Annotated in this window: 24 protein-coding genes; 6 read left to right on the top strand and 18 right to left on the bottom strand. The window is 67.9% G+C overall.

The window, feature by feature from the left end; all coding sequences use genetic code 11:
* Positions 1-36: 36 nt before the first annotated feature.
* Both JHC79_RS09525 and JHC79_RS09520 read left to right on the top strand, forming a co-directional pair.
* On the top strand, positions 37-447 hold the full coding sequence (locus JHC79_RS09525) for a pyridoxamine 5'-phosphate oxidase family protein (RefSeq protein WP_296389995.1): 411 nt from the start codon (positions 37-39) through the stop codon (positions 445-447).
* 4 nt (positions 448-451) lie between these two features.
* On the top strand, positions 452-832 hold the full coding sequence (locus JHC79_RS09520; RefSeq protein WP_296389986.1) for a hypothetical protein: 381 nt from the start codon (positions 452-454) through the stop codon (positions 830-832).
* Between the two features lie 7 nt (positions 833-839).
* Here the strand turns inward: JHC79_RS09520 and JHC79_RS09515 are convergent, their stop codons facing one another.
* The gene (locus JHC79_RS09515; protein ID WP_296389984.1) at positions 840-1955 is read right to left on the bottom strand and encodes a Xaa-Pro peptidase family protein; all 1116 of its coding nucleotides are present in this window, start codon (positions 1953-1955) and stop codon (positions 840-842) included.
* 68 nt (positions 1956-2023) lie between these two features.
* Here JHC79_RS09515 and JHC79_RS09510 point away from each other — a divergent pair, with 68 nt between their 5' ends.
* Positions 2024-2962 (top strand): 5'-3' exonuclease, encoded by a 939-nt coding sequence (locus JHC79_RS09510; protein WP_296389993.1) that lies wholly within the window; start codon positions 2024-2026, stop codon positions 2960-2962.
* 13 nt (positions 2963-2975) lie between these two features.
* Here JHC79_RS09510 and JHC79_RS09505 read toward each other — a convergent pair whose 3' ends face one another.
* From JHC79_RS09505 to JHC79_RS09445, 13 genes are all read right to left on the bottom strand, one after another.
* Positions 2976-3800: a DUF4333 domain-containing protein gene (locus JHC79_RS09505; protein WP_296389982.1), complete on the bottom strand. Its 825-nt coding sequence runs from the start codon at positions 3798-3800 to the stop codon at positions 2976-2978.
* Between the two features lie 123 nt (positions 3801-3923).
* Positions 3924-6755 (bottom strand): DEAD/DEAH box helicase, encoded by a 2832-nt coding sequence (locus JHC79_RS09500; RefSeq protein ID WP_296389980.1) that lies wholly within the window; start codon positions 6753-6755, stop codon positions 3924-3926.
* Entirely contained in the window at positions 6742-7704 is a 963-nt protein-coding gene (gene tatC, locus JHC79_RS09495) for a twin-arginine translocase subunit TatC (RefSeq protein WP_296389978.1), read from the bottom strand. Before tatC ends, JHC79_RS09500 begins: the two co-directional genes overlap by 14 nt.
* 54 nt (positions 7705-7758) lie before the next feature.
* On the bottom strand, positions 7759-8031 hold the full coding sequence (gene tatA, locus JHC79_RS09490) for a Sec-independent protein translocase subunit TatA (protein WP_296389976.1): 273 nt from the start codon (positions 8029-8031) through the stop codon (positions 7759-7761).
* Positions 8032-8114: 83 nt separating this feature from the next.
* Entirely contained in the window at positions 8115-9125 is a 1011-nt protein-coding gene (locus tag JHC79_RS09485) for a YafY family protein (RefSeq protein ID WP_296389974.1), read from the bottom strand.
* The gene (locus JHC79_RS09480) at positions 9122-10117 is read right to left on the bottom strand and encodes a WYL domain-containing protein (protein ID WP_296389972.1); all 996 of its coding nucleotides are present in this window, start codon (positions 10115-10117) and stop codon (positions 9122-9124) included. Before JHC79_RS09480 ends, JHC79_RS09485 begins: the two co-directional genes overlap by 4 nt.
* A 26-nt stretch (positions 10118-10143) precedes the next feature.
* Positions 10144-11502 (bottom strand): Pup--protein ligase, encoded by a 1359-nt coding sequence (pafA, locus tag JHC79_RS09475; protein ID WP_253663186.1) that lies wholly within the window; start codon positions 11500-11502, stop codon positions 10144-10146.
* Positions 11503-11574: 72 nt separating this feature from the next.
* On the bottom strand, positions 11575-12360 hold the full coding sequence (prcA, locus tag JHC79_RS09470; protein WP_296389970.1) for a proteasome subunit alpha: 786 nt from the start codon (positions 12358-12360) through the stop codon (positions 11575-11577).
* Positions 12357-13205 (bottom strand): proteasome subunit beta, encoded by an 849-nt coding sequence (prcB, locus tag JHC79_RS09465; RefSeq protein ID WP_296389968.1) that lies wholly within the window; start codon positions 13203-13205, stop codon positions 12357-12359. Before prcB ends, prcA begins: the two co-directional genes overlap by 4 nt.
* A complete protein-coding gene (locus JHC79_RS09460) occupies positions 13202-13396 on the bottom strand; it encodes a ubiquitin-like protein Pup (protein WP_188492714.1) in 195 nt (64 codons plus the stop codon). The genes prcB and JHC79_RS09460 overlap by 4 nt, the downstream gene beginning before the upstream one ends.
* A 127-nt stretch (positions 13397-13523) precedes the next feature.
* On the bottom strand, positions 13524-15023 hold the full coding sequence (dop, locus tag JHC79_RS09455; protein ID WP_296389965.1) for a depupylase/deamidase Dop: 1500 nt from the start codon (positions 15021-15023) through the stop codon (positions 13524-13526).
* Between the two features lie 66 nt (positions 15024-15089).
* The gene (arc, locus tag JHC79_RS09450) at positions 15090-16862 is read right to left on the bottom strand and encodes a proteasome ATPase (protein WP_296389963.1); all 1773 of its coding nucleotides are present in this window, start codon (positions 16860-16862) and stop codon (positions 15090-15092) included.
* A gap of 153 nt (positions 16863-17015) precedes the next feature.
* Entirely contained in the window at positions 17016-17858 is an 843-nt protein-coding gene (locus tag JHC79_RS09445) for a tRNA (adenine-N1)-methyltransferase (protein ID WP_188492708.1), read from the bottom strand.
* An 84-nt stretch (positions 17859-17942) separates the two neighbouring features.
* Between JHC79_RS09445 and JHC79_RS09440 the strand changes: the two genes are divergently transcribed.
* The gene (locus tag JHC79_RS09440) at positions 17943-18797 is read left to right on the top strand and encodes a RecB family exonuclease (protein WP_296389991.1); all 855 of its coding nucleotides are present in this window, start codon (positions 17943-17945) and stop codon (positions 18795-18797) included.
* Positions 18794-19624 carry a thioesterase family protein gene (locus tag JHC79_RS09435; RefSeq protein ID WP_296389961.1) on the top strand — a complete coding sequence of 277 codons (831 nt, stop codon included), beginning with the start codon at positions 18794-18796 and terminating at the stop codon, positions 19622-19624. Before JHC79_RS09440 ends, JHC79_RS09435 begins: the two co-directional genes overlap by 4 nt.
* A gap of 21 nt (positions 19625-19645) precedes the next feature.
* Here JHC79_RS09435 and hisG read toward each other — a convergent pair whose 3' ends face one another.
* Genes hisG through metH form a run of 4 tightly spaced genes read right to left on the bottom strand, consistent with a single transcriptional unit; the run spans position 19646 to position 25132 of the window.
* On the bottom strand, positions 19646-20491 hold the full coding sequence (gene hisG / locus JHC79_RS09430) for an ATP phosphoribosyltransferase (protein WP_296389958.1): 846 nt from the start codon (positions 20489-20491) through the stop codon (positions 19646-19648).
* A gap of 18 nt (positions 20492-20509) precedes the next feature.
* Positions 20510-20773, bottom strand: coding sequence for a phosphoribosyl-ATP diphosphatase (locus JHC79_RS09425; protein ID WP_188492700.1), 264 nt, complete (start codon positions 20771-20773; stop codon positions 20510-20512).
* Between the two features lie 6 nt (positions 20774-20779).
* Positions 20780-21517, bottom strand: a complete 738-nt coding sequence (locus JHC79_RS09420) for an HAD family phosphatase (RefSeq protein ID WP_296389955.1) — start codon at positions 21515-21517, stop codon at positions 20780-20782.
* A gap of 6 nt (positions 21518-21523) precedes the next feature.
* Positions 21524-25132 carry a methionine synthase gene (metH, locus tag JHC79_RS09415; RefSeq protein WP_296389953.1) on the bottom strand — a complete coding sequence of 1203 codons (3609 nt, stop codon included), beginning with the start codon at positions 25130-25132 and terminating at the stop codon, positions 21524-21526.
* Positions 25133-25183: 51 nt separating this feature from the next.
* On the opposite strand from metH, the gene JHC79_RS09410 reads away from it, so the two are divergent.
* On the top strand, positions 25184-25995 hold an 812-nt coding region (locus tag JHC79_RS09410), incomplete at its 3' end, for a PAC2 family protein (RefSeq protein ID WP_296389951.1).

Here is a 25995-nt window from a genome sequence, read left to right as displayed (position 1 = left end):
CAGTCGCGCTCCGCGGAGCGCGGATACGCTGGGTTCGTGCCCCGTACCGCGAGTGATCTGACCCCTGCCGCCCTGGAGTTCCTCACCGATCGACATCTCGCGAGCCTGACAACGCTGCGCGCGGACAACACCCCGCATTCGGTCGCGGTCGGCGTCACCTACGATCCCGAACGCCAGTTGGCGCGCGTCATCACCTTCGAGGGCAGCCAGAAGGTCCGCAACACCGACCGCGGTCAGTACGCCTCGGTGACCCACGTCGACGGTCCGCGGTGGCTCACCCTGGAAGGCCCGGCACGGATCAGCCGCGACGCCGACGACATCGCCGAGGCGGTCCGGCGTTACGCCCTGCGCTACCGCCAACCCAAGGTCAACCCGCGCCGCGTCGTCATAGAGATCAACGTCACCCGCGTCCTGGGGTCGCAGAGCCTGCTCTCGACCGAGAACTGACGACGTGTCCCAGCGCAGGAAGAAACTCGAGACCTGGGCCGGTCGTGCGATGAACACCGGCGTCCTGGTTCTCACCGTCTTCTACGTGGCGGAAGCGTTCGATCGCCCGTCGACCTACCGGATAGCCGTTGCGGTCGTGGCGGTCCTGCTGACCCTCAACATCCTGTGGACGGCCTATCGCACGGTCACCGGTCGCGAGCGGCCGTCGATCTCCTACCCGCGCAAGAGTCCGGCCACGGTTCCGTTCGACGATGTGATCGATGCTCTCGAGACGACCGACGGGCGCATCGAGGCAGTTCGTCGGCTTCGTGAACAGCATCCCGGGTTGAATCTCAAAGATGCTGCCGACCTCGTCGACGAGGTCACCGCACGTCCGGATCTGTGACGCGCCTCTAGAGTTTGGTCAGTGCGTGTGGCCGGGTGTTGACGGGCTCGCAACCGCTGTCGGTGACCACGACGATGTCCTCGATGCGCGCTCCCCATTGCCCCGAGAAGTAGATGCCGGGTTCGATGCTGAACGCCATCCCGGTCTCGAGGGTGACGTCACTGCCGGCGACGATGTAGGGCTCCTCGTGGACCGACAGCCCGATGCCGTGACCGGTTCGGTGGATGAACTGCTCCCCCAGTCCGGCGTCGACGAGGACGTCGCGTGCGGCCGCGTCGATGTCGTGGGCCCGGGCGCCGGGGCGCACCGCGTCGACCGCCGCCTGCTGGGCCCGCTCCAGGATGGCCACCTGCGCCGCGACGTCCTCGGACGGCGCACCGATGACGTAGGTACGGGTGGAATCCGAGTTGTAGCCCGGCGCAACGGGCCCGCCGATGTCGATGACGACGACGTCGCCCGTCGTGATCACGCGGTCGGAGACCTCGTGATGCGGATCGGCGCCGTTGGGTCCCGACCCGACGATGACGAACGCGGCCTCGGTGTGCCCCTCGGCGATGATCGCGGCGGTGATGTCGTCGGCGACCTGACGTTCGGTGCGACCGGCGATCAGGAACTCACCCATCCGGGCGTGCACGCGGTCGATGGCCGCTCCGGCCCGCCGCAGGGCGTCGATCTCGGCCGGGTCCTTGATCATCCGCAGCCGACTCAGCACCGGGGTGGCCAGGATCGGTGCGGAACCCAGGCGGTCGGCCAACGGGATCAGGTGCAGTGCGGGCAGCGCGTCAGAGACGGCCACCACCGCTCCCCCGGCGATACCGTCGAGGGCCGACGCGTACGGGTCCTCCCCGTCGACCCAGTCGCGGGTGTCGATACCGAGTTCGCCGACCGCCGACGCCCGCAACGCGGCGAGTTCGAGACGCGGTACCACCACCCAGGGTGCGCCGGACGCGGGCACGACCAGTGCGGTCAGGCGCTCGAACGTGCTCGCTTTCGACCCGGTGAGGTACTCCAGGTCGGGTCCGGGCCCGACGATCAACGCGTCCACCTGCGCTTCTCCTGCGACCGCGGCGGCCCGTGCAAGACGGTCGGCGTACACCTGACTCGAAAACCGTTGCTCAGTCATGGCTTCCACCGTAGGCGATCAGCACCCGGGGGCATCTGGCACAGTGATCAGCTATGACAGCTCCTGTGATGTTGCTCGATGGCGCGAGTCTGTGGTTCCGCGCCTTCCACGGGATCCCCGAGAAGATCACCGCACCAGACGGCCGTCCGGTCAATGCGATCCGCGGCTTCATCGACATGATCGCCGTGTTGGTGAATCGCGAGCACCCTCGCCGTCTGGTCGTGTGTCTCGACTACGACTGGCGGCCGAAGTTCCGTACCGATCTGATCCCGTCGTACAAGGCCCACCGCGTCGCGGAGGTCGTCGAGGGTGGGGACTCCGTGGAGGAGGTTCCCGACACCCTCACTCCGCAGGTGGACATGATCGCCGACTTCCTCGCGGCCGCGGGCCTGGCGAGCGCCGGGGCCCACGGGTGTGAGGCCGACGACGTCATCGGCACCCTCGCCGACTCGGAGACGCGGGATCCCGTGGTCGTCGTCAGTGGCGACCGAGATCTGCTGCAGGTGGTCGTCGACGACCCCGTCGAGGTACGTGTCCTCTATGTCGGCAAGGGCGTCAACCGTGCCGAGATGTTCGGGCCAGACGAGGTCGCGGAGCGCTATGACGTGCCGCGGGCCCGCCCCGGGACCGCCTACGCCGAACTGGCGATGCTGCGTGGCGACCCGTCCGACGGGTTGCCCGGTGTGACCGGGGTCGGCGAGAAGACTGCGGCAAAACTGTTGGCACAGTTCGGAACCCTTGACGACATCGAGGCCGCGGCGAGGTCCGGCGACAAGTCGATCACCCCGCGCATCCGGACGTCCATCATCGACTCCGCGGAGTACCTCCAGGCCGCTCGCACGGTGGTCTTCGTGCGCACCGACGCCGAGATCGAGGGAGATGGCGACGGGATCATCCCGGCTGGGCCGGCAGACCCGGACCGGATCGCCGCGCTCGTCGCCGAACTCGGGATCGGGTCATCGGTGAACCGGTTGGCCACGGCCCTCGGGTGGAGCGAGCGCTGGTGACCGAGCGCGCGGCCTAGTTCGCGGTGGGTCGACCGACCTCGTACCGACCGTCGTCGTCGAGGAACCTGATCGTGACCTTCTGCTGTGCGCCGGCAACGGTCGCGGTGCAGTCGAAGGTCTTGCCCTTCTCCACCTTCTGACCGTCCGGGCAGCTGACGCCACCGACTTCGGTTGCCTGATAGTCCTTCTCGAGGATCGACTTGACGCCGTCCTGTACCGCGGACTGGTTGAGTTCCTTGTTCAGCGCGAAACCGGGAACGACGAACGCGGTGACGGCGAGCACGATGACGACGATGGCCACCACACCACCGACAACTGCGATCCGGAACGGCTTCCGGTCCCGCAGAGGGCGGTTCATACCGGCGAACTGGTCCTGGCCGGGCGCGGTCGGCCCACCCGTGGGTGCCTGTCCGTATGGCTGCTGACCCGGCGCCCCGTAGGCGGGCTGGCCGTAGGTGCCCGGTCCCTGTTGGCCGTAGGGCGACTGCTCGTAGCCGGTCTGGCCGTAGGGCTGCTGGCCGTACTGCGGCTCGCCGTAGGGCTGTTGTCCGTACTGCGGCTGGCTGGGACCCGTGTAGGGACCCGACTGCTCGGTACCGGGTTGTCCGTACGGCGACGAAGCGGCCGGCGGCTGCCCGTAGGCGGGCGGCTGCCCGTACTGGGGCTGGCTGTAGGGGCTCTGTCCGTACTGCGGTTGCCCCTGGTCGTATCGGGGTTGGCTCGGGTCGGGCTGCTGCTGATAGTTACCCGACCAGGGATTGCCGGCGTCCGGGCCGCCGGCGGGAGCGCCCTGGTCTCCCTGGTGCCGGGGATCGTCGGGGTTGTGGGGATCGCTCATGGTTCCCTCCGGATGATCAGAACGTGGCCGTCGGCGTCCGCGGTGCGGCCCGCTGTCGTGACCGAACATACCGCACCGCACCGGGGGTGATCGGCGCCGCCGGTGCCGTGTCCTCGGGCCGGATCAGCCCAGTTCGACGGCGACGACACCGCGCTTGATGCACCCGACCGCCGACTTCGCCGAGCGGGCGAGGCGACCCTCTCCGCCGGCGCTCATCCGGATCTGCTCGAGCAGATCGATCACCTGCCGGCTCCAGCGCACGAAATCGCCCGCAGGCAACGGCCGACCTCGTTCACCGGCTGCGGCCAGTGCCTCGGCGAGCGACCGCCCCGACGCCCACGTGTACATCGCGGTCGCGAAACCGGCGTCCGGCTCACGGGTGACACCGACGTTGTGGCGGCTCTCGAGATGGGCGAGCGTGCGCCATGCCCGGTGGGTGTCCTGCAGGGCGTCACGGACCTCGCGATGGCCGGTGACCAGATCGGGGCCGGAATAGGAATCGCGCCGGGACTCGTAGACCACGGCCGAGACCACCGCGGCGAGCTCGGGCGGGGTCAGCGCGTCCCACACCTGCGCGCGGATGCACTCGCAGATGAGCAGGTCGCTCTCGCTGTAGACGCGACTGAGCGTGCGCCCGGAGTCGGTGACCACGACACCGTCGGGTCCGTCGACTAGATACCCCAGCTCGGTGAGCACCCCGACGATCCGGTCGAAGGTGATGCTCAACGTCGACGTGCGTTTGCTGACCGACTCGGTGAGGGCGGTGATCTCACGTTCGACACGGTTCCGTCGTTCGGCCAGACGGAACAGCTCGTCACCGGCCGGGAGCTGGTGCGCGGGATGTGCACGCAGGCGCGAGCGCAACAGCCCGAGCTCGCGGTCGTCGGCGGCGGGCGAGCGTCGCGACTGACGGCCCCGGGGCACGTCGATCCCGGTGGCCCGCAACGACGATGCGAGATCACGACGGCCACGCCCGGTCCGCCGGTCCACCGTTCTCGGCAACCGCATGTTGCCCAGTACCTCGGGTGGGTTGAGGAAGTCAGCGGTGCCCACGCGTCCGCACCATGCGTCCTCACAGAGCACCATCGGCTTGGGGTCGCGCCGTTCGGTTGCGGGTTCGATGACCACGGCCAGTCCCCGGTGCCGACCGCCGTGCAGGGCGATGACGTGGCCGCGCTTGAGCGCGGACAGTTCATCGACGGTGTTCGCCTGAGCGGTCATCCGCTTCTCGAACTTGAGCTCGCGCTCTCGGGTCCTGATGACCTCCCGCAGCCGCATGTAGCCGAGGAAACCGTCGTAGTCGTCGGTCGGCGTGTGGTCGTCGGCCGCCGCGACGTCGTTCTCGATCGCCAGGTCGCCCGGCTCCACACCGACGCTCGACGCCCGACCCGAGAGTTCGACGTCGATCTTTCCCAGTGTCCGTAGTGCGGTGTCGATCTTGCGGTGTTGCCCGACCACGGAACGGTCGGTCTGGAACTGCGCGAAGGAACGTTCCAGCAGATTCTTCGCGCCGGCCAGTCCGAGGCGACCGATCAGGTTGATCGCCATGTTGTACTCCGGCGCGAACGAACTGCGCAGCGGGAAGGTGCGGGCCCCGGCGAGCCCGGCGACACGGGTCGGGTCGAGCTCGGGCATCCAGACGACGACCGCGTGACCTTCGACGTCGATCCCCCGCCGACCGGCTCGCCCGGTGAGCTGGGTGAACTCGCCCGGGGTCAGGTCGACGTGGGCCTCGCCGTTGTACTTCACCAATCGCTCGAGGACCACCGACCGTGCGGGCATGTTGATGCCCAGCGCCAGGGTCTCGGTGGCGAAGACGGCGCGGACGAGGCCGCGGACGAACAGCTCCTCGACCGCGTGTCGGAACGCGGGCAGCATCCCGGCGTGGTGGGCGGCGAGCCCGCGCATCAGTCCGGCGCGCCAGGTGTCCACGTTGAGCACGTCCTGATCGGCCTCGGTGAGGTCGCCGACGTACCGGTTGACCACCTCCTCGACCTGAACCGCCTGCGCGGGCTGCAGGAGGTTGAGCCCTGATCGGACGCACTGGTCGAGCGCGGCCTCGCAGCCGGCACGCGAGAAGATGAAGCCGATGGCAGGCAACAACCCGTCACGATCGAGGCGGGCGATCAGATCGGGCCGGGAGATGGTGCCGGCCGGACGTCCCCGCCGCGGCGGCCCGCCACGCCCCCGACGACCGTGTGGGCTCTCGTGGTCGCTGACCATCTCGCGTTGCTTGATGTAGCGCGTCAGTTCCGAGTTGACCTGTGGGCGTTCGCCGTTGCGGGGGGTGCGCTCGAACAGGTCGAAGATGCGGTTGCCGACCAGCATGTGCTGCCACAGCGGGATCGGGCGGTGGTCGTCGACGACCACCGTGGTGTCGCCGCGGACGGTCTTGATCCAGTCGCCGAACTCCTCGGCGTTGCTGACCGTCGCCGACAGGCTGACCACCTTGACCGACGGCTCGAGATGGAGGATGACCTCCTCCCACACCGCGCCGCGGAACCGGTCGGCGAGAAAGTGCACCTCGTCCATCACCACGTGCGACAAGCCGTTCAGCGCAGGCGAGTTCGCATAGATCATGTTGCGGACCACCTCGGTGGTCATCACGACCACCGGAGCCGATGGGTTGATCGAACTGTCGCCGGTGAGCAGGCCGATGGAGTCGGCACCGTGGACGGCGACCAGATCGGCGAACTTCTGGTTGCTCAGCGCCTTGATCGGCGTGGTGTAGAAGCACTTGGTCCCCGCCGCGAGGGCGAGGTGGACGGCGAACTCACCGACGATCGTCTTGCCGGCACCGGTCGGCGCGCACACCAGAACCCCGTGGCCGTCCTCGAGCGCGGCGCACGACTCGACCTGGAACGGGTCGAGCGCGAAGTCGAGACGATCGGTGAACTCCCGCAGCGCAGGTCGGTCGATGGGCGTCGTCGTCGGCGCGGCCTCAGAGAATGTCATCGAACTCGCCGGCACGTGTCGTGATCGGGCCGCTCGACGACACACCCACCGAGCTCGACGCGTTCACCGTGTCCGGGCGATGGTCGATCGGCGACGCCTCGTCGTCGGAGAGGTGCTCCCAGTTCTCGCCGAGGCGCCGGGCCTTGCGCTTGTCGTGGATGCGGGCGAACTGCACAGCGAACTCGAACAGAACGGTCAGCGCGAGGGCCAGGGCCAGCATCGTGAAGGGGTCGGAGCCCGGGGTCACCACCGCGGCGAAGACGAACAACCCGAACGTCAGCCCGCGTCGCCACGCTTTGAGACGCGCGTAGCTGAGCACCCCGATGAGGTTGAGCGCCACGATGATCAGGGGCACCTCGAAGCTGACGCCGAAGATGACCAGCAGATGGAGGATGAAGCTGAAGTACTGCCCGCCGTCGAGCGCGGTGACCTGAACGTTGTCGCCCACGGTGAGGAGGAAATGGAACGCCTTCGCAACCACGAGGTAGGCGAGGATGCTGCCCGCGACGAACAGCGACGCCGCGGCGGCGACGAACGAGACGCCGTACTTGCGCTCGTTCTGGTGCAGGCCCGGGGTGATGAACTGCCAGATCTGGAAGAACCAGATGGGGCACGCCATCACGACGCCGGCGGTGACCGCGACCTTGAGGCGCAGCGTGAACTGGTCGAAGGGACCGGTCGCGAGCAACCGACATTGGTCGCCGGGGGTCAACGTCGCGCGGGAACTCTCCGGGAGTTCGCAGTACGGTCCCCGGAGCAGGTTGCCCAGCGACTCGACGTGCCAGAACCCGTAGGAGTACCAGATGAACCCGATGATGGTGGTGAACAGGATCCCGATGACGGAGATCAGCAGGCGTCGCCGGAGTTCGAAGAGGTGCTCGACGAGCGACATCGTGCCATCGGGGTTGACTTTCTGCCGCCGACGGCGCGGATCAAGGGGTATGCGCACAGTGTGGTTCTCGGTTCCTCACGCGAGGTGTGGATCGGCGGTATGCCGCGAGGATCAGGCGCTACGACGTTCGTTGTCGGTGACGTGCGCGGAGTCCGTCGGGGCGGGTGCCGCGATCTGACGCGAGGCCGGATCGTCGCTCTCGTGCTTGGCGTCAGTATCGGTGTCGGGCTTCTTGCCGTCGTTCTGCATCTCCTTGACCTCGCTCTTGAAGATGCGCATCGACCGACCGAGACCGCGGGCCGCGTCGGGAAGTTTCTTCGATCCGAACAGGACCAGGAACACGATCACCACGATGATGATGTGCCACGGCTGGATGGCGCCCATTGTCGTACCTCCGAAGTTGACTGTGTTCGATGCTACCGGACCGGTCCGGGCCGCAGGTGTGGCGTCAGGTCGCCCCGACGTGGTCAGTTGCCGTCAACGTAGGCGGTCAACGCGGCCGCCGCACGAGTGGCCACCTCGCCGGCGATGTCGGGTTCGTTGAGCAACCGGATACGGCCACCGAACCCCAGCAGGAACCGCGTCAGCCAGTCCGGCGAGCCGTAGGTCATCGTCGCCTGGATCGGCGCGTCGGGGTCGGGTGCGGAATGGTCGGGATCGGCCACGGGGTCGATCAGGTAGTACTCCATCACCCAGGCCAGCGACGGGTCGATCTCGATCTCGGCCGTGGGCAGCTGTGGATCGGCGTTGAACAACGCCAACGTGGCGCCGGAGTCCGGGGTCGCCGGGACCACCGCCGGCTCGTCGAGCAGACGGGCGTCGTCGATGCGGTCGAGCCGGAACAGACGGATTCCCTCGCTCTCGCGACACCACCCCTCGAGGTAACTCGCCCCGTCCACGACCTGGATCCGGACCGGGTCCACGACCCGCTCGGAGACCGCGTCCCGCGAGGCCGAGTAGTAGCGGATCCAGACCGCCTGCGTCAGACGGACGGCATCCCGGACCGTCGACATCGGTCCCGTCGGCGTGTCGGCGGGTTCAGGTGGTCCGGGCTCGTCGGTGACCGCGATGCTCGTCCCGACCGCCTTCTCGACCTTGGCGATCGCGCGCTGGGCGGCGGCGGTGTCCAACAGCCCCTGCATGTCGATCAGCGCGCGCAGCGCCACCAGCAGCACCGACGCCTCGGTCGCGGTGAGTCGCAGCGGGCGGTCCATCCCGGCCGAGAACGTGACCTCGATGCTCTCCTCGGTGAACGCGAGGTCGATGAGGTCTCCGGGTGAGTACCCCGGTAGCCCGCACATCCACAGCTGGTTCAGATCGGTCATCACCTGGGCGGGAGTCGTCCCCAGATCCGCGGCGGCGTCGGCCGCACTGATGCCGGGATGGGCCAGGAAATACGGGACCATCGCCAGGAGACGGCTCAGTCGCGACGGCACGCCCGAACTCGCCGACGCCTTCGACCCGGCTGCGCCGGTCACTGCGACACCGCCACCGCGCGGAGTTCGGCGACCACACGGTCGCGGAGTTCGTCGGGTTCGAGCACCACGGCGTCGGCACCGGCCCCCAACACCCGACGGGCCAGTCCGTCGACGGACCACTGCGGGATCTCCGCGATCGATCCGCGGCGTCCGTTCATCTCGTGGTCGGTGAGCGTGCCTGCGCTGCGGCGCAGACCCTCGGCCCGGCCCTCGGCGATCCAGACCCGTGCGCTCCGGGCGGAGTCCGGGGGGTCGACGTGTCCGACGGCCGAGGCGACGATCTGCTGCAGGTCGAGGTCGTCGGGTCGGTGCGCCGGGGTGTCGACGTCGACCTCGCGGACGTCGCCGCCGATGCGCGAGAGCCGGAAGGTGCGCACATCGTCGCGGTCGTGGTCGTGTCCGACCACGTACCACCGGCCCCGGAACGTCACGACGCCCCACGGTTCCAGACGGCGGGGGGTGAACGGGCGGTTGCGGGTCGGACGGTAACCGAAGGTCACCGCCCGGCCGTGGTCCACCGCGGCGAGCAGCGCCCCGAGAACCGACTCCGACCCCATGGATCGGGGCGTGGCGGTGTGCACTCCGACATCGAGTTCGGAGTCCGACGCGAGATCGACACCGCCGGCACGGAGCTTGAGCAGAGCGGTGTGTGCGGTCGCCGCGAGTTCCGGGGTGTCCCACAGCGCGGCGGCCATGGTGACCGCGGCCGCCTCCGCCTGGTCGAGGTCGATGTCGGGCAGCTCGTAGGCGTCCCGGTTGATGCGGTAACCGTCCACCGGGACCATTCCCGACGCGCGTCCGGTCTCCAGCGGGATGCCGAGGTCGCGGAGTTCGCCCTTGTCACGCTCGAACATCCGGTTGAAGGCGTCGTCGGACGGCGAATCGCTGTAGCCGGCCACACTCTTGCGGATCTGCTCGGCCGACAGGAACTGTCGCGTCGACAAGAGGCAGATGACCAGGTTCATCAGCCGTTCGACTTTGGAGGTTGCCACGGACCAGAAGCCTAGTGGTCCGCGGACTACATCGAGGCGATCAGGCGATCGACGCGCTCGTCGACGTTGCGGAACGGGTCCTTGCACAGCACGGTGCGTTGCGCCTGATCATTGAGCTTGAGGTGGACCCAGTCGACGGTGAAATCACGCCCGGCCTTCTGTGCGGCCGAGATGAAGTCGCCGCGCAGCTTCGCGCGGGTGGTCTGCGGCGGTTCGTCGACCGCGGCCGCGATCGCCTCGTCGGTCGTCACACGAGCGACCAGGCCCTTGCGGGAGAGCAGGTCGAAGACGCCCCGACCCCGCTTGATGTCGTGGAACGCGAGGTCGAGCTGCGCGATCTTCGGATCCGACATGTCCATGTCGTACCGGTCGATGTAGCGCTGGAACAGCTTGCGCTTGATGACCCAGTCGATCTCGGTGTCGACGCCGGAGAAGTCCTGCGACTCGACCGCGTCGAGCGTGCGCCCCCACAGGTCGACGACGCGATCCATCTCGGGGTCGGGCTTGCGATTGCGCAGGTGCTCGACGGCCCGCGCGTGGTACTCGCGCTGGATGTCGAGTGCGCTGGCCTGCCGGCCGCCGGCCAGACGCACCGGACGGCGCCCGGTGGTGTCGTGGCTGACCTCGCGGATCGCGCGGATCGGGTTGTCGAGGGCGAAGTCCCGGAACGCGACGCCGGCCTCGATCATCTCGAGCACCAGCGCGGCGGTGCCCACCTTGAGCATGGTGGTGGTCTCGGCCATGTTCGAGTCGCCCACGATCACGTGCAGACGCCGGTACTTCTCGGCGTCGGCGTGCGGCTCGTCGCGGGTGTTGATGATCGGCCGCGACCGTGTGGTCGCGGACGAGACGCCCTCCCAGATGTGCTCGGCGCGCTGCGACAGGCAGTAGGTGGCGGCCTTGGGGGTCTGCAGCACCTTGCCCGCGCCGCAGATCAGCTGGCGGGTGACCAGGAACGGGAGCAGCACGTCGGAGATCCGGGAGAACTCCCCCGCCCGCACCACGAGGTAGTTCTCGTGGCAGCCGTACGAGTTGCCCGCCGAGTCGGTGTTGTTCTTGAACAGGTAGATGTCGCCGCCGATGCCCTCGTCGGCCAGGCGCCGCTCGGCGTCGATCAACAGCTCTTCCAACACCAGTTCGCCGGCGCGGTCGTGGTTGATCAGCTGCACGAGGCTGTCGCACTCGGCGGTCGCGTACTCGGGGTGTGAGCCGACGTCGAGGTAGAGCCGTGCACCGTTCTGCAGGAACACATTCGACGATCGACCCCACGAGACCACCCGCCGGAACAGATAGCGCGCGACTTCGTCGGGACTCAGGCGCCGGTGTCCGTGAAAGGTGCAGGTCACCCCGAACTCGGTTTCGATGCCCATGATTCGTCGTTCCACCTCATCGACCCTACCGGTGTGCGCGGTTCGCGGTCGGCAAGCGCCGCCGCGGGGACGGGGGTGGTCCGAGGATCAGTCGGTGCTGTGTGCGTCGCCCTCGGCGGTCGGCTCCACGACAGACGGATCCGGGGTGGGCAGATAGCTCGCCACGACGTCCGCGCTGAGTCGTCGGAACGCCCGTCGCGGCCGCTCCCGGTCGAGCACGGCGACCTCCAGATCGCCCGGGGTGAGCACCCGCGGCTCGGACGGTGTCGACGTGGCGGTGGTGCCGTTCGCGGGCGCCGCCGGGGTTCCGAGGGCGGCCACGGCGCCGGCGAGCGCACCGGCGAGGTCGGCCTCGGGGTCGTAGCTCTCCTTCATGGCGGTGGAGATGGCCTCGTTCGCGCCGCCCATGACCAGGAATCGGGTCTCGTCGTTGATCGAACCGTCGTAGGTGATCCGGTAGAGCTGCGAGCTCTTCGAGCTACCCGCACGGGCCACCTCGGCGACGCACAGCTCCACCTCATAGGGCTTGGGCTGCTCGGTGAACACCGCACCCAACGTGCCGGCATAGGCATTGGCCAGCGACAACCCGCTCACGTCGGCGCGGTCGTAGCTGTATCCCCGCATGTCGGCGTGTTGGATGCCCGCCTTGCGCAGACTCTCGAACTCGTTGTACTTGCCGACGGCCGCGAAACCGATCCGGTCGTAGATCTCGCTCACCTTGCGCAGGGTGTTCGACGGGTTCTCCGCGACGAACAGCACGCCGCCCGGATAGGTCAGAACGATGACACTGCGTCCGCGGGCGATTCCCTTGCGCGCCAGGTCGGACCGGTCGCGCATGATCTGCTCGGCACTGGCGTAATACGGAAACGTCATGCGTCGGCTCCTGCTGCGGTGTCGCCCCGGTTGTCCTGGTACTGCGCGGATCGGGCCTCGATGACCGCGCGTGCGGCGACCTCGATCTCGCTGCGATCGACCTCGACCGCGCCCTCGGCGCCGATAGTGACCGCCGTGGGGTAGATACGGCGCACGGTGTCCGGCCCGCCGGTGGCGGAATCGTCGTCGGCCGCGTCCCAGAGGGACTCGACCGCGATGCCCAGCGCGGACGTCGCGTCGAGGTCCGGCCGGTACAGCTTCTTGAGGGCGGACTTCGCGAACACCGATCCGGAACCGATGGCCTGGAAGCCGCCGAACTCCTCGTGCCGGTCGCCTGCGACGTCGAACGAGAAGATCCGGCCGCTGCGGTTCGGGTCGGTACCGTCGTGGTCGTAACCCACGAGCATAGGTATGGCGGCCAGCCCCTGCATGGCCGCACCGAGGTTGGCGCGGACCATCCCGGCGAGCCGGTTGACCTTGCCGTCCAGGGTGAGCGGGACACCCTCGAGCTTCTCGTAGTGCTCGAGTTCGACGGCGAACAACCGGACCATCTCGACGGCGATGCCCGCCGTGCCGGCGATGCCCGCCGCCGAGTACTCGTCGGTGACGAACACCTTTCGGATGTCGCGGCTGGCGATCATGTTGCCCGCCGTCGCACGTCGATCACCGGCGATGAGCACACCGCCCGGGTAGTTCACCGCGACGATGGTGGTGCCGTGCGGAATCGAGTCGCTACCCGTCACGTTTGCGAAAGCCTTGTCCGGCAACAACTCCGGCGCGTTCTGACGGAGGTAGTCCGAGAACGACGAGAGGTCCCGACCGAGCGAGTTGACCTGGTCGCTCACTGGCCGCCTTTCTGCACGTACGCGCGCACGAAGTCCTCGGCATTCTCCTCGAGCACGTCGTCGATCTCGTCGAGCAGGTCATCGGTGTCGTCGGCCAGCTTCTCGCGACGTTCCTGACCGGCGCCTGAGTCGGGGCCCGAACCGGAATCGTCGTCCCCGCCGCCACTCCGCCGTGTCTGTTCCTGCGCCATTGCTGCCTCCTTGAGCCTGCGATCCCCCACTGGTGCAACAGCAGGAGCTCCGTATGAACACCCTACCGGGATGGGGTTGTGAACGGGTTGCGCACCACGACGACGGTCGACGGCGTCGGGTGCGACCTCAGTTGGTCAGTTGGTCGACGAGTTCGGCGGCCGAGTTGACCGAGTCGAGCAGTGCGCCGACATGGGCGCGACTGCCCCGCAGCGGCTCCAGGGTGGGGATGCGCACCAGGGAGTCACCGCCCAGATCGAAGATGACCGAGTCCCAGCTCGCCGCCGCGATGTCGGCACCGAACCGGCGCAGGCACTCGCCGCGGAAGTAGGCACGGGTGTTCTCCGGCGGGGTGCCGACGGCCTCCATGACCTGGGCCTCGGTGGTCAGCCGCTGCATCGAGCCACGCGCGACCAGACGGTTGTAGAGCCCCTTGTCGAGACGGACATCGGAGTACTGCAGATCGACCAGCTGCAGGCGTGGTGCCGACCAGCCCAGCCCCTCGCGCTGCCGGAAGCCCTCGAGCAGCCGCAGCTTGGCGGGCCAGTCGAGCAGATCCGAACACTCCATGGGATCGCGGTCGAGGCGGTCGAGGATGTCGGCCCAGGTGTCGAGCACGTGCTTGGCGCGGGCGTCGTCGCCGTGGTTCTCGGCGTGGAAACGGGCACAGCGCTCGTGATAGATCCGTTGCAGCGCAATCGCGGTCATCTCACGGCCGTCGGACAGCGCGACGGTCGCGGTCAGACCGGGATCGTGGCTGATGACGTGGACCGCGTGTACCGGACGGGCCAGTTCGAGGTCGGACAGATCGACACCGGCCTCGATCAGGTCGAGTACGAGCGAGGTGGTGCCGACCTTGAGGTAGGTGGAGGTCTCGGCGAGGTTCGCGTCGCCGATGATGACGTGCAGACGGCGATACCGATCGGGGTCGGCGTGCGGCTCGTCGCGGGTGTTGATGATGCCGCGCTTGAGGGTGGTCTCGAGGCCGACCTCGACCTCGATGTAGTCCGACCGCTGCGACAGCTGGAAACCGGGCTCGTCGCCGGATTGGCCGATGCCCACCCGGCCGGAACCGGTGAACACCTGGCGTGAGGCGAAGAAGGGTGTGAGACCGGTGATGACCGACGCGAACGGGGTCTCGCGGGCCATCAGGTAGTTCTCGTGCGTGCCGTAGGACGCACCCTTGCCGTCGATGTTGTTCTTGTACAGCTGGAGTTTCGGGGCACCGGGGACGCTCGCCACGTGTCGAGCCGCGGCCTCCATCACCCGCTCGCCCGCCTTGTCCCAGATCACCGCGTCCATGGGGTCGGTGACCTCGGGCGCGGAGTACTCGGGGTGTGCGTGGTCGACGTAGAGACGGGCCCCGTTGGTCAGGATCATGTTCGCCGCACCGACCTCGTCGGCGTCGATGATGGGTGCCGGTCCGGATCCGCGGCTGAAGTCGAAGCCGCGGGCATCACGCAGGGGCGACTCGACCTCGTAGTCCCACCGGGTGCGCTTGGCGCGGGGTACGCCGGCGGCAGCCGCATAGGCCAGCACCGCCTGCGTGGACGTCATGATGGGATTGGCGCTCGGATCGTTGGGCGCGGAGATCCCGTACTCGACCTCGGTGCCGATGATTCGCTGCATCACCAAAGCCTAGTGCCACCACCGAGTGGGCCTTCACGACCCACTCGGTGGCGGACACGACGGCGACTACAGATACTGGCCGGTGTTCGTCTCGGTGTCGATGGCGCGACTCGCACCGGCGCTCTTGCCGGTGACGAGGGTACGGATGTACACGATCCGCTCGCCCTTCTTGCCCGAGATGCGGGCCCAGTCATCGGGATTGGTGGTGTTGGGCAGATCTTCGTTCTCGGCGAACTCGTCGAGGATCGAATCGAAGAGGTGCTGCACCCGCAGGCCCGGCGTGCCGGTCTCCAGCTGCGACTTGATCGCGTACTTCTTCGACCGGTCGACGACGTTCTGGATCATCGCACCGGAGTTGAAGTCCTTGAAGTACATGATCTCCTTGTCGCCGTTGGCGTAGGTGACCTCCAGGAACCGGTTGTCCTCGTTCTCGGCGTACATCTTCTCCACCACGCGCTCGATCATCGCCGCGACGCACGCGGCGCGATCGCCGCCGAACTCCTCGATGTCGTCGGCGTGGATCGGCAGGGTGTCGACGAGGTACTTCGAGAAGATGTCGATGGCCGACTCGGCGTCGGGACGTTCGATCTTGATCTTCACGTCGAGACGGCCGGGACGCAGGATCGCGGGGTCGATCATGTCCTCGCGGTTCGACGCACCGATGACGATGACGTTCTCGAGGCCCTCGACACCGTCGATCTCACTGAGCAGCTGCGGGACGACTGTGGTCTCCACGTCGGAGGAGACGCCCGATCCGCGGGTACGGAAGATCGAGTCCATCTCGTCGAAGAACACGATCACGGGGGTGCCCTCGGACGCCTTCTCGCGGGCCCGCTGGAAGATCAGGCGGATGTGCCGCTCGGTCTCGCCGACGAACTTGTTGAGCAGCTCAGGACCCTTGATGTTGAGGAAGTACGACTTCGCCTCGCGGGCATCGTCGCCACGGGCCAGGGCGATCTTCTTCGCCAGCGAGTTCGCGACCGCCTTGGCGATCAGCGTCTTGCCGCACCCGGGAGGACCGTAGAGCAGGACACCCTTGGGCGGACGCAGGTCGTAGTCGCGGAACAGGTCCTTGTGCAGGAACGGCAGTTCGACCGCGTCGCGGATCTGCTCGATCTGGCGGCCGAGACCACCGATGTCCTCGTACCCGACGTCGGGCACCTCTTCCAGGACGAGATCCTCGACCTCGGCCTTGGGAACCCGCTCGAAGGCGAACCCGGCCTTGGTGTCGACGAGCAGGGAGTCGCCCGGCCGCAGTTTGCGGCGCTTGCCGTCCTCGCCGTCGACCTCGCCGGTCAGCGGCTCGGCCAGCCAGACGACGCGTTCCTCGTCGGCGTGGCCGACCACCAGGGCGCGGTCACCGTTACCGAGCACCTCGCGCAGGGTGCTGATCTCGCCCACGAGGTCGTAGTCGCAGGCCTCGACGATGGTCAGGGCCTCGTTGAGGCGGACCGTCTGGCCGCGCTTGAGGCTGTCGACCTCGATGTTCGGCGAGATCGTCAGGCGCATCTTGCGGCCTGAGGTGAACACGTCGACGGTGGAGTCCTCGTAGGTCGAGAGCAGCACACCGTATCCGCTCGGCGGCTGGCCGAGGCGATCGACCTCCTCGCGGAGCACGAGGAGCTGCTGCCGCGCTTCCTTGAGGGTTTCGAGCAGCTTCGTGTTGCGCGCGGTCAGGGTGTCGATGCGCGCCTGCGAATCGTTGCCCCCGGGCGTGTCACCGGGGCGTCCGAACGGGCTTCGCCCGCCGGTGTCGGGCACGGGGGTCTCACCCGAGTCGGTGGAACGCGCGCTGGTCTCGGACGCGTCCCGGGCATTGTCTCGGTCAGATTCGGTCATTGCTGACTCCTCTCCCCGGCGGAACACCAATGGTTTCACCGTTCCCTCACGTTACCGGCGTGTCGGCCGTTGTGCCCCACACCGCGCGACGTTCGGTGTTGACGTCTCGTTAACTGGCCCGTACGCCGCCGGATGGTTCGGTGGCCCTGCCGATCACCCCTTGCTGGGCCTGCGCTGGGGTCGAAGGGTGACCGTGCCGTCGGCGAGACGACGGGCGGAGACGAGAAACGCGGTGTGACCTTGCATCTTGTGCGACGGACGGACCGCCAGACCGACCACGTTCCACTCACGGACCAGCGACTCCCAGGAGCGCGGTTCGGTCCAGCACTGCAGTTCACGCAGGGCCTCGACCACGCGGGACAGCTGTGTGACGGTCGCCACATAAACGATCAGGACCCCGCCTGGGCGCAACACCGCCGACACGGTCTCGAGGGTCTCCCATGGCGAGAGCATGTCGAGGATGACACGGTCCACCGATGCGCGGGAGTTCTCGGTTGCGCCGTAGTCGACGATGTCGCCGAGGACGAGGTCCCAGTTGTCCGGACGCCCGCCGAAGAACGTCTCGACGTTGCGCACCGCGTGTTCGGCGTGGTCGTCGCGCACCTCGTAGGAGATGACCCGACCGGTCGGACCCACCGCACGCAGCAGCGAACAGGTCAACGCGCCGGACCCGGCGCCGGCCTCGAGCACCACCGCACCGGGGTGGACGTCGCCCTCGGCGACGATCTGCGCGGCGTCCTTGGGGTAGATCACCTGTGCGCCACGGGGCATCGACAGCACGTAGTCGGTGAGCAGCGGGCGCAGGGCCAGGTACTGCGCGTTGCCGGTCGAGGTGACGATGCTGCCCTCGTCCGCACCGATCAGGTCGTCGTGCGCGATGGCGCCGTGATGGGTGTGGAAGCTCTTGCCCACCTCGAGATGCACGGTGAACTTGCGGCCCTTGGTGTCGGTGAGCTGGACTCGGTCACCGGGTTCGAAACTCGCGGAGACGGTCATGGGGTCGCGTCCTGCGCGGGTCTGTCGTACATCAGGCATACCCTGCCAGGTGTGAGTACGACGTTCGAGAACAACCCCGCATCGCTGGTCGATCCGGTCCCGGAGGGGCCCCGACGCCCGGCGTTGTCGCCGTCGCGCGCAGCCGATTTCAAGCAGTGCCCGTTGCTCTACCGGTACCGCGCCATCGACAGGTTCCCCGAGACCTCGACGACCGCGCAGGTCAAGGGCACCGTCGTGCACTCCGCGCTGGAGAACCTGTTCGACATGCCCGCGCACCTGCGCACCCCCGACACCGCCGACGTGTTGGTCGACGCGGCGTGGGACACGCTGTGCGAGAAGGAGCCCGCGCTGCGTGCGCTGGTGCCCGACACCGACGTCCCGGCGTTCCTCGCCGAGGCGCATCGGCTGCTCACCACGTACTACACGATGGAGGATCCGACCGCGTTCGAGGCCGAGTCCTGCGAGCTGCGCATCGAGGTCGACCTGGCCGACGACGTCGCTCTGCGGGGCTTCGTGGACCGGATCGACGTCGCGCCCACGGGTGAGGTCCGCGTGGTCGACTACAAGACCGGCCGCTCCCCCAGCGAGTTGTTCGAGGCTCGTGCGCTGTTCCAGATGAAGTTCTACGCGCTGGCGATCCTGCGACTGCGCGGCGTGGTCCCGCATCGGCTGCAGCTCATGTACCTGGCCGACGGCCAGCAGCTGCGGTACACGCCCGACCGCGACGAGCTCGAACGCTTCGCCGGCACCCTGACCGCGATCTGGCGGGCCATCACCGACGCCGGGGCGACCGGGGACTTCCGTCCCAAGAAGTCGCGGATGTGCCAGTGGTGCGATCACAAGGCGCGCTGCCCTGAATTCGGCGGTGAGATCCCGGAGTACCCGGGGTGGCCCGGTCGGCCTGCCGAGGATTCCGCGGCGGACTATCTCGCCTCGTGACCCCGCCCGCCTCGGCCGACACGGCCTACTTCCGTCCTCTCGGCGTCACCGACGGTCACGAACACTTCATGCCGACCGCGTCGACGGTGAGCGTCTGGACCGACACCATCCAGCACGGCGGTCCCCCGTCGGCGCTGCTCGTCCGCGCGCTCGAGGGACTGGCGCAGGCGCCGGGGTTGTCGATCTCCCGGGTGACCGTCGACATCCTCGGGGCGATCGGGCTGTCGGAGAACCGGACCCACGCAGTCGTCATCCGTCCCGGCAGGCAGATCTCGCAGATCCAGGCCGAGCTCGACGTGCTCGGGCCCGACGGCCGCTATCGCACCGCCGCGCGGGCCACCGCCTGGCTGCTCGCGGCGTCGGACACCTCCGAGCTGGTGTCGCCGTCCGAGGTGTACGCGGTCCCGACCGACGACGTGGCCGGCGGGGCGTTGCCGGACTGGACGGCGATGGGATGGGCGACAACGGGGTTCATCTCCTCGGTCGACTTCCATCGCGCCGATGCGGGGGTGGCCCGGCCGGGTCTGACGTGGCTACGTCCTCGGATCGATCTCGTCGAGGGTGAGACCGCGTCGCCACTGTCCCGTTTCTGCTGCGTGGTGGACATCGCCAACGGGCTCGGCAGCGCGCTCTCGCCGCGTGAGTGGACGTGGATGAACACCGACACCACCATCCACCTGCACCGTGCGCCGGCCGGCGACTGGTTCGGGGTCGACGCGCGGCTCGTCGGCGGCGAGAGCGGGTTCGGTTACACCGCCGCGGACCTGTTCGACGCGAACGGGTCGGTGGGTCGGTCGAGTCAGACGGTGTTGCTCACCCGGCTCTGATCGACCCGACGGTCGGGTGGGTCAGAAGCGGCAGGACCGGATGTCGCTGGCGAGGATCGCCTTGGCGCCCATCGCCGACAGGTCGTCCATCACGTTCTGGTGTCCGCTGCGCGGGACCATGGCGCGTACGGCGACCCAGTTCTCGTCGGCCATGGGCGCGACCGTCGGCGACTCCAGGCCCGGCGTGATGGCGACGGCTTGATCGAGCAGGTCCTTGCGGCAGTCGTAGTCCATCATCACGTACTGCTGACCGACCACGACGCCCTGCACCCGCGCGATGAGCTGCTTCGCGGCGCGGGACGGTTCGACGTCGGCGCCACTGACCAGAACGGCCTCCGACGCGCACATGACGTCTCCGAACGCCTTCAGGTTGTGTTGGCGCAGAGTGCGTCCCGAGCCGACCACGTCGGCGATCGCGTCGGCCAGGCCGAGCTGGATCGAGATCTCCACCGCCCCGTCGAGGCGGATGATCTCGGCGTCGATGCCGCGCGAGTCCAGATCGGCGCGCACGATGTTCGCGAACGACGTCGCGATGCGCGAGCCCGCCAGATCGTCGGCCGACATCTCGCGGTCGGCCGGGCCGGCGTAGCGGAAGGTCGATCCACCGAAGCCGAGTGACAGTTGCTCGACGACCGGTGCTCGCGAGTCCAGGGCGAGGTCACGGCCGGTGATGCCGAGATCGAGTTCACCCGACCCGACGTAGATCGCGATGTCCTTGGGACGGAGGAAGAAGAACTCGACGTCGTTGGCCGCGTCGAGCACGGTCAGGTCCTTGGCGTCGGTCCGACGTCGGTAGCCCGCCTCGGCGAGCATCGCGGCGGCCGAGTCGGACAGCGCGCCTTTGTTGGGTACAGCTACCCGCAGCATGGGGATCGGTCCTTCGAGTCAGAGATGCTTGTACACGTCGGCCGGGGTCAGGCCACGCTTGATCATCATCACCTGGAGCCAATAGAGCAATTGAGATATCTCCTCGGCGAGTGACTCGTCGGGTTCGTGCTCGGCGGCCAGCCACACCTCACCGGCCTCCTCGATGATCTTCTTGCCCAGCGTGTGCACCCCGGAGTCGAGTGCGGCGACCGTCCCACTGCCCTCGGGGCGGGTCGCGGCGCGGTCGGTGAGCTCGATAAAGAGTTCGTCGAAGGTCTTCACGAGGGATCAGTGTCCCATGACGTCGCCGGCCGACCCGATCGGGCGCCACGCGGTGACGACGTCGGCGATGTCGAGACCCACGAGCCCGTCCCGGAACGTCCGACCCGGTCCGGACGGGACCTCGGCGTCGGACGGGACCACCAGCACCGGACACCCGGCCGCCGTGGCGGCCTCCGTACCGGTCGGCGAGTCCTCGACGGCCAGACACTGCGCCGGGGTCGCGCCGACGGCCGCGGCCGCCGCGAGGTACAGGTCGGGGGCCGGCTTGCCCTCCGCGACCTCGTCGCCGCACAACGTGTGCGCGAAGCGATGTTTGCCGATCGTGGGCAGCGCACGTTCGGTGAGTTCGCGCTCGGTGTTGGTCACCAGCACCATCGGGATGCCCAGGGACGCAACGGTGTCGAGCGCGGCGTCGGCGCCCGGACGCCACGGGATGCCGCCACCGAACAGTTCGGCCACGCGGCCGCGTATCCACTCCGCCTGCGCGTCGAGGTCGCGGTCGGCCTCGGGTATGCCCGCGGCCACGTAGAGCTTGGTCATCGCGCCCTGCATGGAGTTGCCCAACGTCGACTGACGCAACTCGGTGGTCATCGTGACGCCGAGTCGCTCCGCGAGCTCGGCCATCGCGATGTCCCACAGCTTCTCGGAGTCGAGCAGCGTGCCGTCCATGTCCCACAGGACGGCACGCGGCAGCTCGAACTCCTGCCGGCCGACATCGGGTACCGGCAGATCAGATCGGTTCACGGTGCCTTACGTGTTGAAGTACTTGGCCTCGGGGTGGTGCAGGACGAAGGCGTCGGTGGACTGCTCCGGATGCAGCTGCAGTTCCTCCGACAGCTCCACACCGATCCGCTCCGGCTCGAGCAGCGCGACCATCTTCGCGCGGTCCTCGAGGTCGGGGCAGGCCCCGTACCCGAAGGAGTAACGCGCCCCCCGGTACTTGAGGTCGAAGAAGCCCTGCGGCGAATCCGGATCGTCGGCCGCGGCCGAGGAGTCACCGAACGTCAGCTCCGACCGCACCCGCTGGTGCCAGTACTCCGCCAGTGCCTCGGTCAGCTGCACGCCGATGCCGTGCACCTCGAGGTAGTCGCGGTAGGCATCCTTGGCGAACAGCTCGTTGGCGAAGTCGGCGATGGGCTGCCCCATCGTGACCAGCTGGAACGGCAGCACGTCGACCTGTCCGAGCTCACGGGCCCGCTCACGCGAGGCGATGAAGTCGGAGATGCACAGGAATCGACTGCGCTGCTGACGCGGGAACTCGAAGCTGAAGACCGTCTCGGCGTCCGGCGTCGGCTCGGCCAACACATGGATCGTGTCGCCCTCGCTGACCGCCGGGTAGTAGCCGTAGACGACCGCCGCGTGCTGCAGGATGTTCTCGGTCGAGAGCCGGGCGATCCACTCGCGCAGGCGCGGACGACCCTCGGTCTCCACCAGCTCCTCATACGTCGGACCGTCGCCGGCGCGGGTCTCGCGTAGACCCCACTGGCCCAGGAAGAGCGCACGCTCGTCGAGCAGGTTGCGGTAGTCCGCGATCGGGATGCCCTTGATGATCCGTGATCCCCAGAACGGCGGGACCGGGATCGGGTTGTCGGCGGCGACATCCGAGCGTGCGGGCACCTCAACCTTCGGCGCTTCGGCCTTGCGCTTGGCCGCGATCCGCGCCGACTTCTCGTGACGTGCCTTGCGTTCGGCGGCCTTGGCCTCGGCAGCCGCCTTGACCTCGGGATCCTGGGTGGATCCGCCGCCGCGCTTGGCGGACATGATGTCGTCCATCAGGCGCAGCCCCTCGAACGCGTCGCGTGCGTAGTGCACGTCGCCCTCGTAGGTCTCGCTGAGATCGTTCTCGACGTAGCCGCGGGTCAGCGCGGCACCACCGAGCAGGACCTGGTACTTCTCGGCGAGTCCGCGGGAGTTGATCTCCTGCAGGTTCTCCTTCATGACGACCGTCGACTTGACCAGCAGTCCCGACATGCCGATCACGTCGGCACGCTTGTCCTCGGCGACCTCCAGGATCGTCGCGATCGGCTGCTTGATGCCGATGTTGACGACCTCGTAGCCGTTGTTGGACAGGATGATGTCGACAAGGTTCTTGCCGATGTCGTGGACGTCGCCCTTGACCGTGGCCAGCACGATGCGGCCCTTGCCGTCCTCGCCGGTGGCCTCCATGTGCGGTTCGAGGTGCGCGACCGACATCTTCATGACCTCGGCGGACTGCAACACGAACGGCAGCTGCATCTGACCCGATCCGAACAGCTCGCCGACGGTCTTCATGCCCGAGAGCAGCGTCTCGTTGATGATCTTGAGCGGCGGGACCTCTTTCATCGCGTCGTCGAGGTCGGACTCGAGACCGTTGCGCTCCCCGTCGACGATGCGGCGCTCGAGGCGCTCGAACAGTGGCAGCTTCGCCATCTCCTCGGCGCGACTCTCCCGTGCCGAGGCGGCCGAGACGCCCTCGAACAGACCCATCAGGGTCTGCAGCGGGTCGTAATCGGCGTTGCCCTCGCTGCGTGTTCCCTCCACGCCGCGACGGTTGTAGACCAGGTCCAGGGCGACCTCACGCTGGTCATCGGGGATGCGGGCCATCGGCACGATCTTCGACGCGTGCACGATCGCGGTGTCGAGACCGACCTGGGCGCACTCGTGCAGGAACACCGAGTTGAGCACCTGGCGTGCGGCTGGGTTCAGACCGAACGAGATGTTCGAGATGCCCAGCGTGAAGTGGACCGCGGGGTGAGCTTCCTTGATCCGACGGATGGCCTCGATCGTCTCGATGCCGTCCCTGCGGGTCTCCTCCTGGCCGGTGGACACCGGGAAGGTGAGGGCATCGATGATGATGTCTTCCTCGCCGAGGCCCCAGTTGGTGGTGATGTCGGTGATGAGCCGTTCGGCGATCGCGGTCTTCGTGTCGGCGGTACGCGCCTGACCTTCCTCGTCGATCGTCAACGCGACCACGGCGGCACCGTGCTCGACGGCCATCTCCATGATCTTCGTGAACCGCGACTCGGGGCCGTCGCCGTCCTCGTAGTTGACCGAGTTCACCGCGCAGCGACCACCGAGGGCCTCCAGACCGGCCTTGATGACCGCGGGCTCGGTCGAGTCGAGCATGATCGGCAGCGTCGACGCGGTGGCGAGTCGAGTGGCGAGTGCGGTCATGTCATCGGCACCGTTGCGGCCCACGTAGTCGACGTTGAGGTCGAGCATGTGCGCGCCGTCGCGGGTCTGGTCCTTGGCGATGTCCAGGCACTTCTGGTAATCGCCGGAGAGCATGGCCTCGCGGAACGCCTTGGAGCCGTTGGAGTTGGTCCGCTCCCCGACCATCATGAAGCTGTTCTCCTGCTCGAACGGCACCGACGCATAGAGCGACGACACCTCGGGCTCGTGCTCGATGGTCCGGGTGCCCTTGCTCGAGCCGCGGACGGCCTCGGCAAGCTGCGCGATGTGCTCGGGGGTGGTGCCGCAGCAACCACCGACGAACGACAGGCCGTAGTCGGAGACGAAGCCGCTGACGGCCTCGGCCAGCTCGTCGGGCATCAGCGGGTACTCGGCGCCCTTCGGGCCGAGCTGGGGCAGACCGGCGTTGGGCATGACCGACACCGGGATGCGGGCGTGCTTGGACAGGTAGCGCAGGTGCTCGCTCATCTCGGCCGGACCGGTGGCGCAGTTGAGCCCGATCAGGTCGACACCCAGTGGCTCGATGGCGGCCAGGGCCGCACCGATCTCCGAGCCCAGCAACATCGTGCCGGTCGTCTCGACCGTGACGTGGGAGATGATCGGGATCCGCCGGCCGAGGTCGACCATCGCGCGCTTGGAGGCCAGTACGGCCGCCTTCACCTGGAGCAGATCCTGGGAGGTCTCGATCAGGATGGCGTCGGCGCCGCCCTCGAGCATCCCCATCGCGCACTCCTGGTACGCGTCACGGATGACCTCGAAGGTGGTGTGGCCGAGGCTGGGCAGCTTGGTGCCCGGACCGATCGAGCCCAGGACGAAACGCGGCGTCCCGTCGGAGGACGGGCCCATCTCGTCGGCCACGCCCTTCGCGATCGCCACACCCTTGCGGGCCAGCTCACGGATCCGGTCGGCGATGTCGTAGTCACCGAGGTTCGACAGGTTGCAGCCGAAGGTGTTGGTCTCGACCGCATCGGCGCCGGCCTCGAAGTACGCGCGGTGGATCGCGGCCAGTACCTCGGGGCGGGTGTCGTTGAGGATCTCGTTGCACCCCTCGAGACCGAGGAAGTCGTCGAGGGTCAGGTCGGCCGCCTGCAGCATGGTGCCCATGGCTCCGTCGCCGATGAGGACCCGTTTGGCCATGGCATCGAGGAAGGCCGAGTCGTACGAGGCGCTTCGTGTGGGTGCAGACATGGTGTTCAGGGTAGTTCGCTCCCTATCGGTGTTCGGTCGTAGGCTGGTTCAGTGAACGCTGATGCGACCGGAGATCTTCCCACCCTGCGGACGCCGATCCTGGTAGCGGCCTTCGAGGGTTGGAATGACGCGGGCGATGCAGCGAGCGGTGCGGTCGAACATCTGGCATTGATCTGGGACGCGCAGCCGCTCGTCGACATCGACTCTGATGACTACTACGACTTCCAGGTCAACCGTCCCATCGTAAAGCAGATCGATGGTGTCACACGACGTATTGACTGGCCGACCACGTCGATCTCCTGGTGCAGCCCGCCCGGTTCCGACCGCGACATCGTCCTGCTGCGCGGCATCGAACCCAACATGCGTTGGCGGGGCTTCTGCGCGGAGATCCTGGACCTGGCCCGGGCCTTGAACGTCCAGACCATGGTCATCCTGGGTGCGCTGCTGGCCGACGCGCCGCACACCCGGCCGGTGCCGGTCACCGGCACCGCCTACAGCACCGACTCCGCGTTGGCCTACAACCTGCAGGAGAGCCGGTACGAGGGGCCCACCGGCATCACCGGCGTGTTGCAGGACCAGTGCGTCAACGCGGGCATCCCGGCGGTGTCGTTCTGGGCCGCCGTTCCGCACTACGTCTCCACCCCGCCCAACCCGAAGGCGACGGTTGCGTTGCTGAGCCAGGTCGAGGAGGTCCTCGACATCGAGGTCCCTCTCGGTGATCTCCCCGGGCAGGCCGAGGAGTGGGAGCAGGCCGTCACCGAGATGACCGAGGACGACGAGGAGATCGCCGAGTACGTCCGCGGGCTCGAGGAGCGCGGCGACGCGGAGGTCAGCGTCGACGACGCGATGTCGAAGATCGACGG

Origin of the sequence: Williamsia sp., from assembly GCF_016462415.1 — a bacterium.
Classification (GTDB): Bacteria; Actinomycetota; Actinomycetes; order Mycobacteriales; family Mycobacteriaceae; genus Williamsia_A.
Note: the sequence above shows the minus strand (reverse complement) of the source record. Positions and strands in the feature narration are given on the sequence as shown.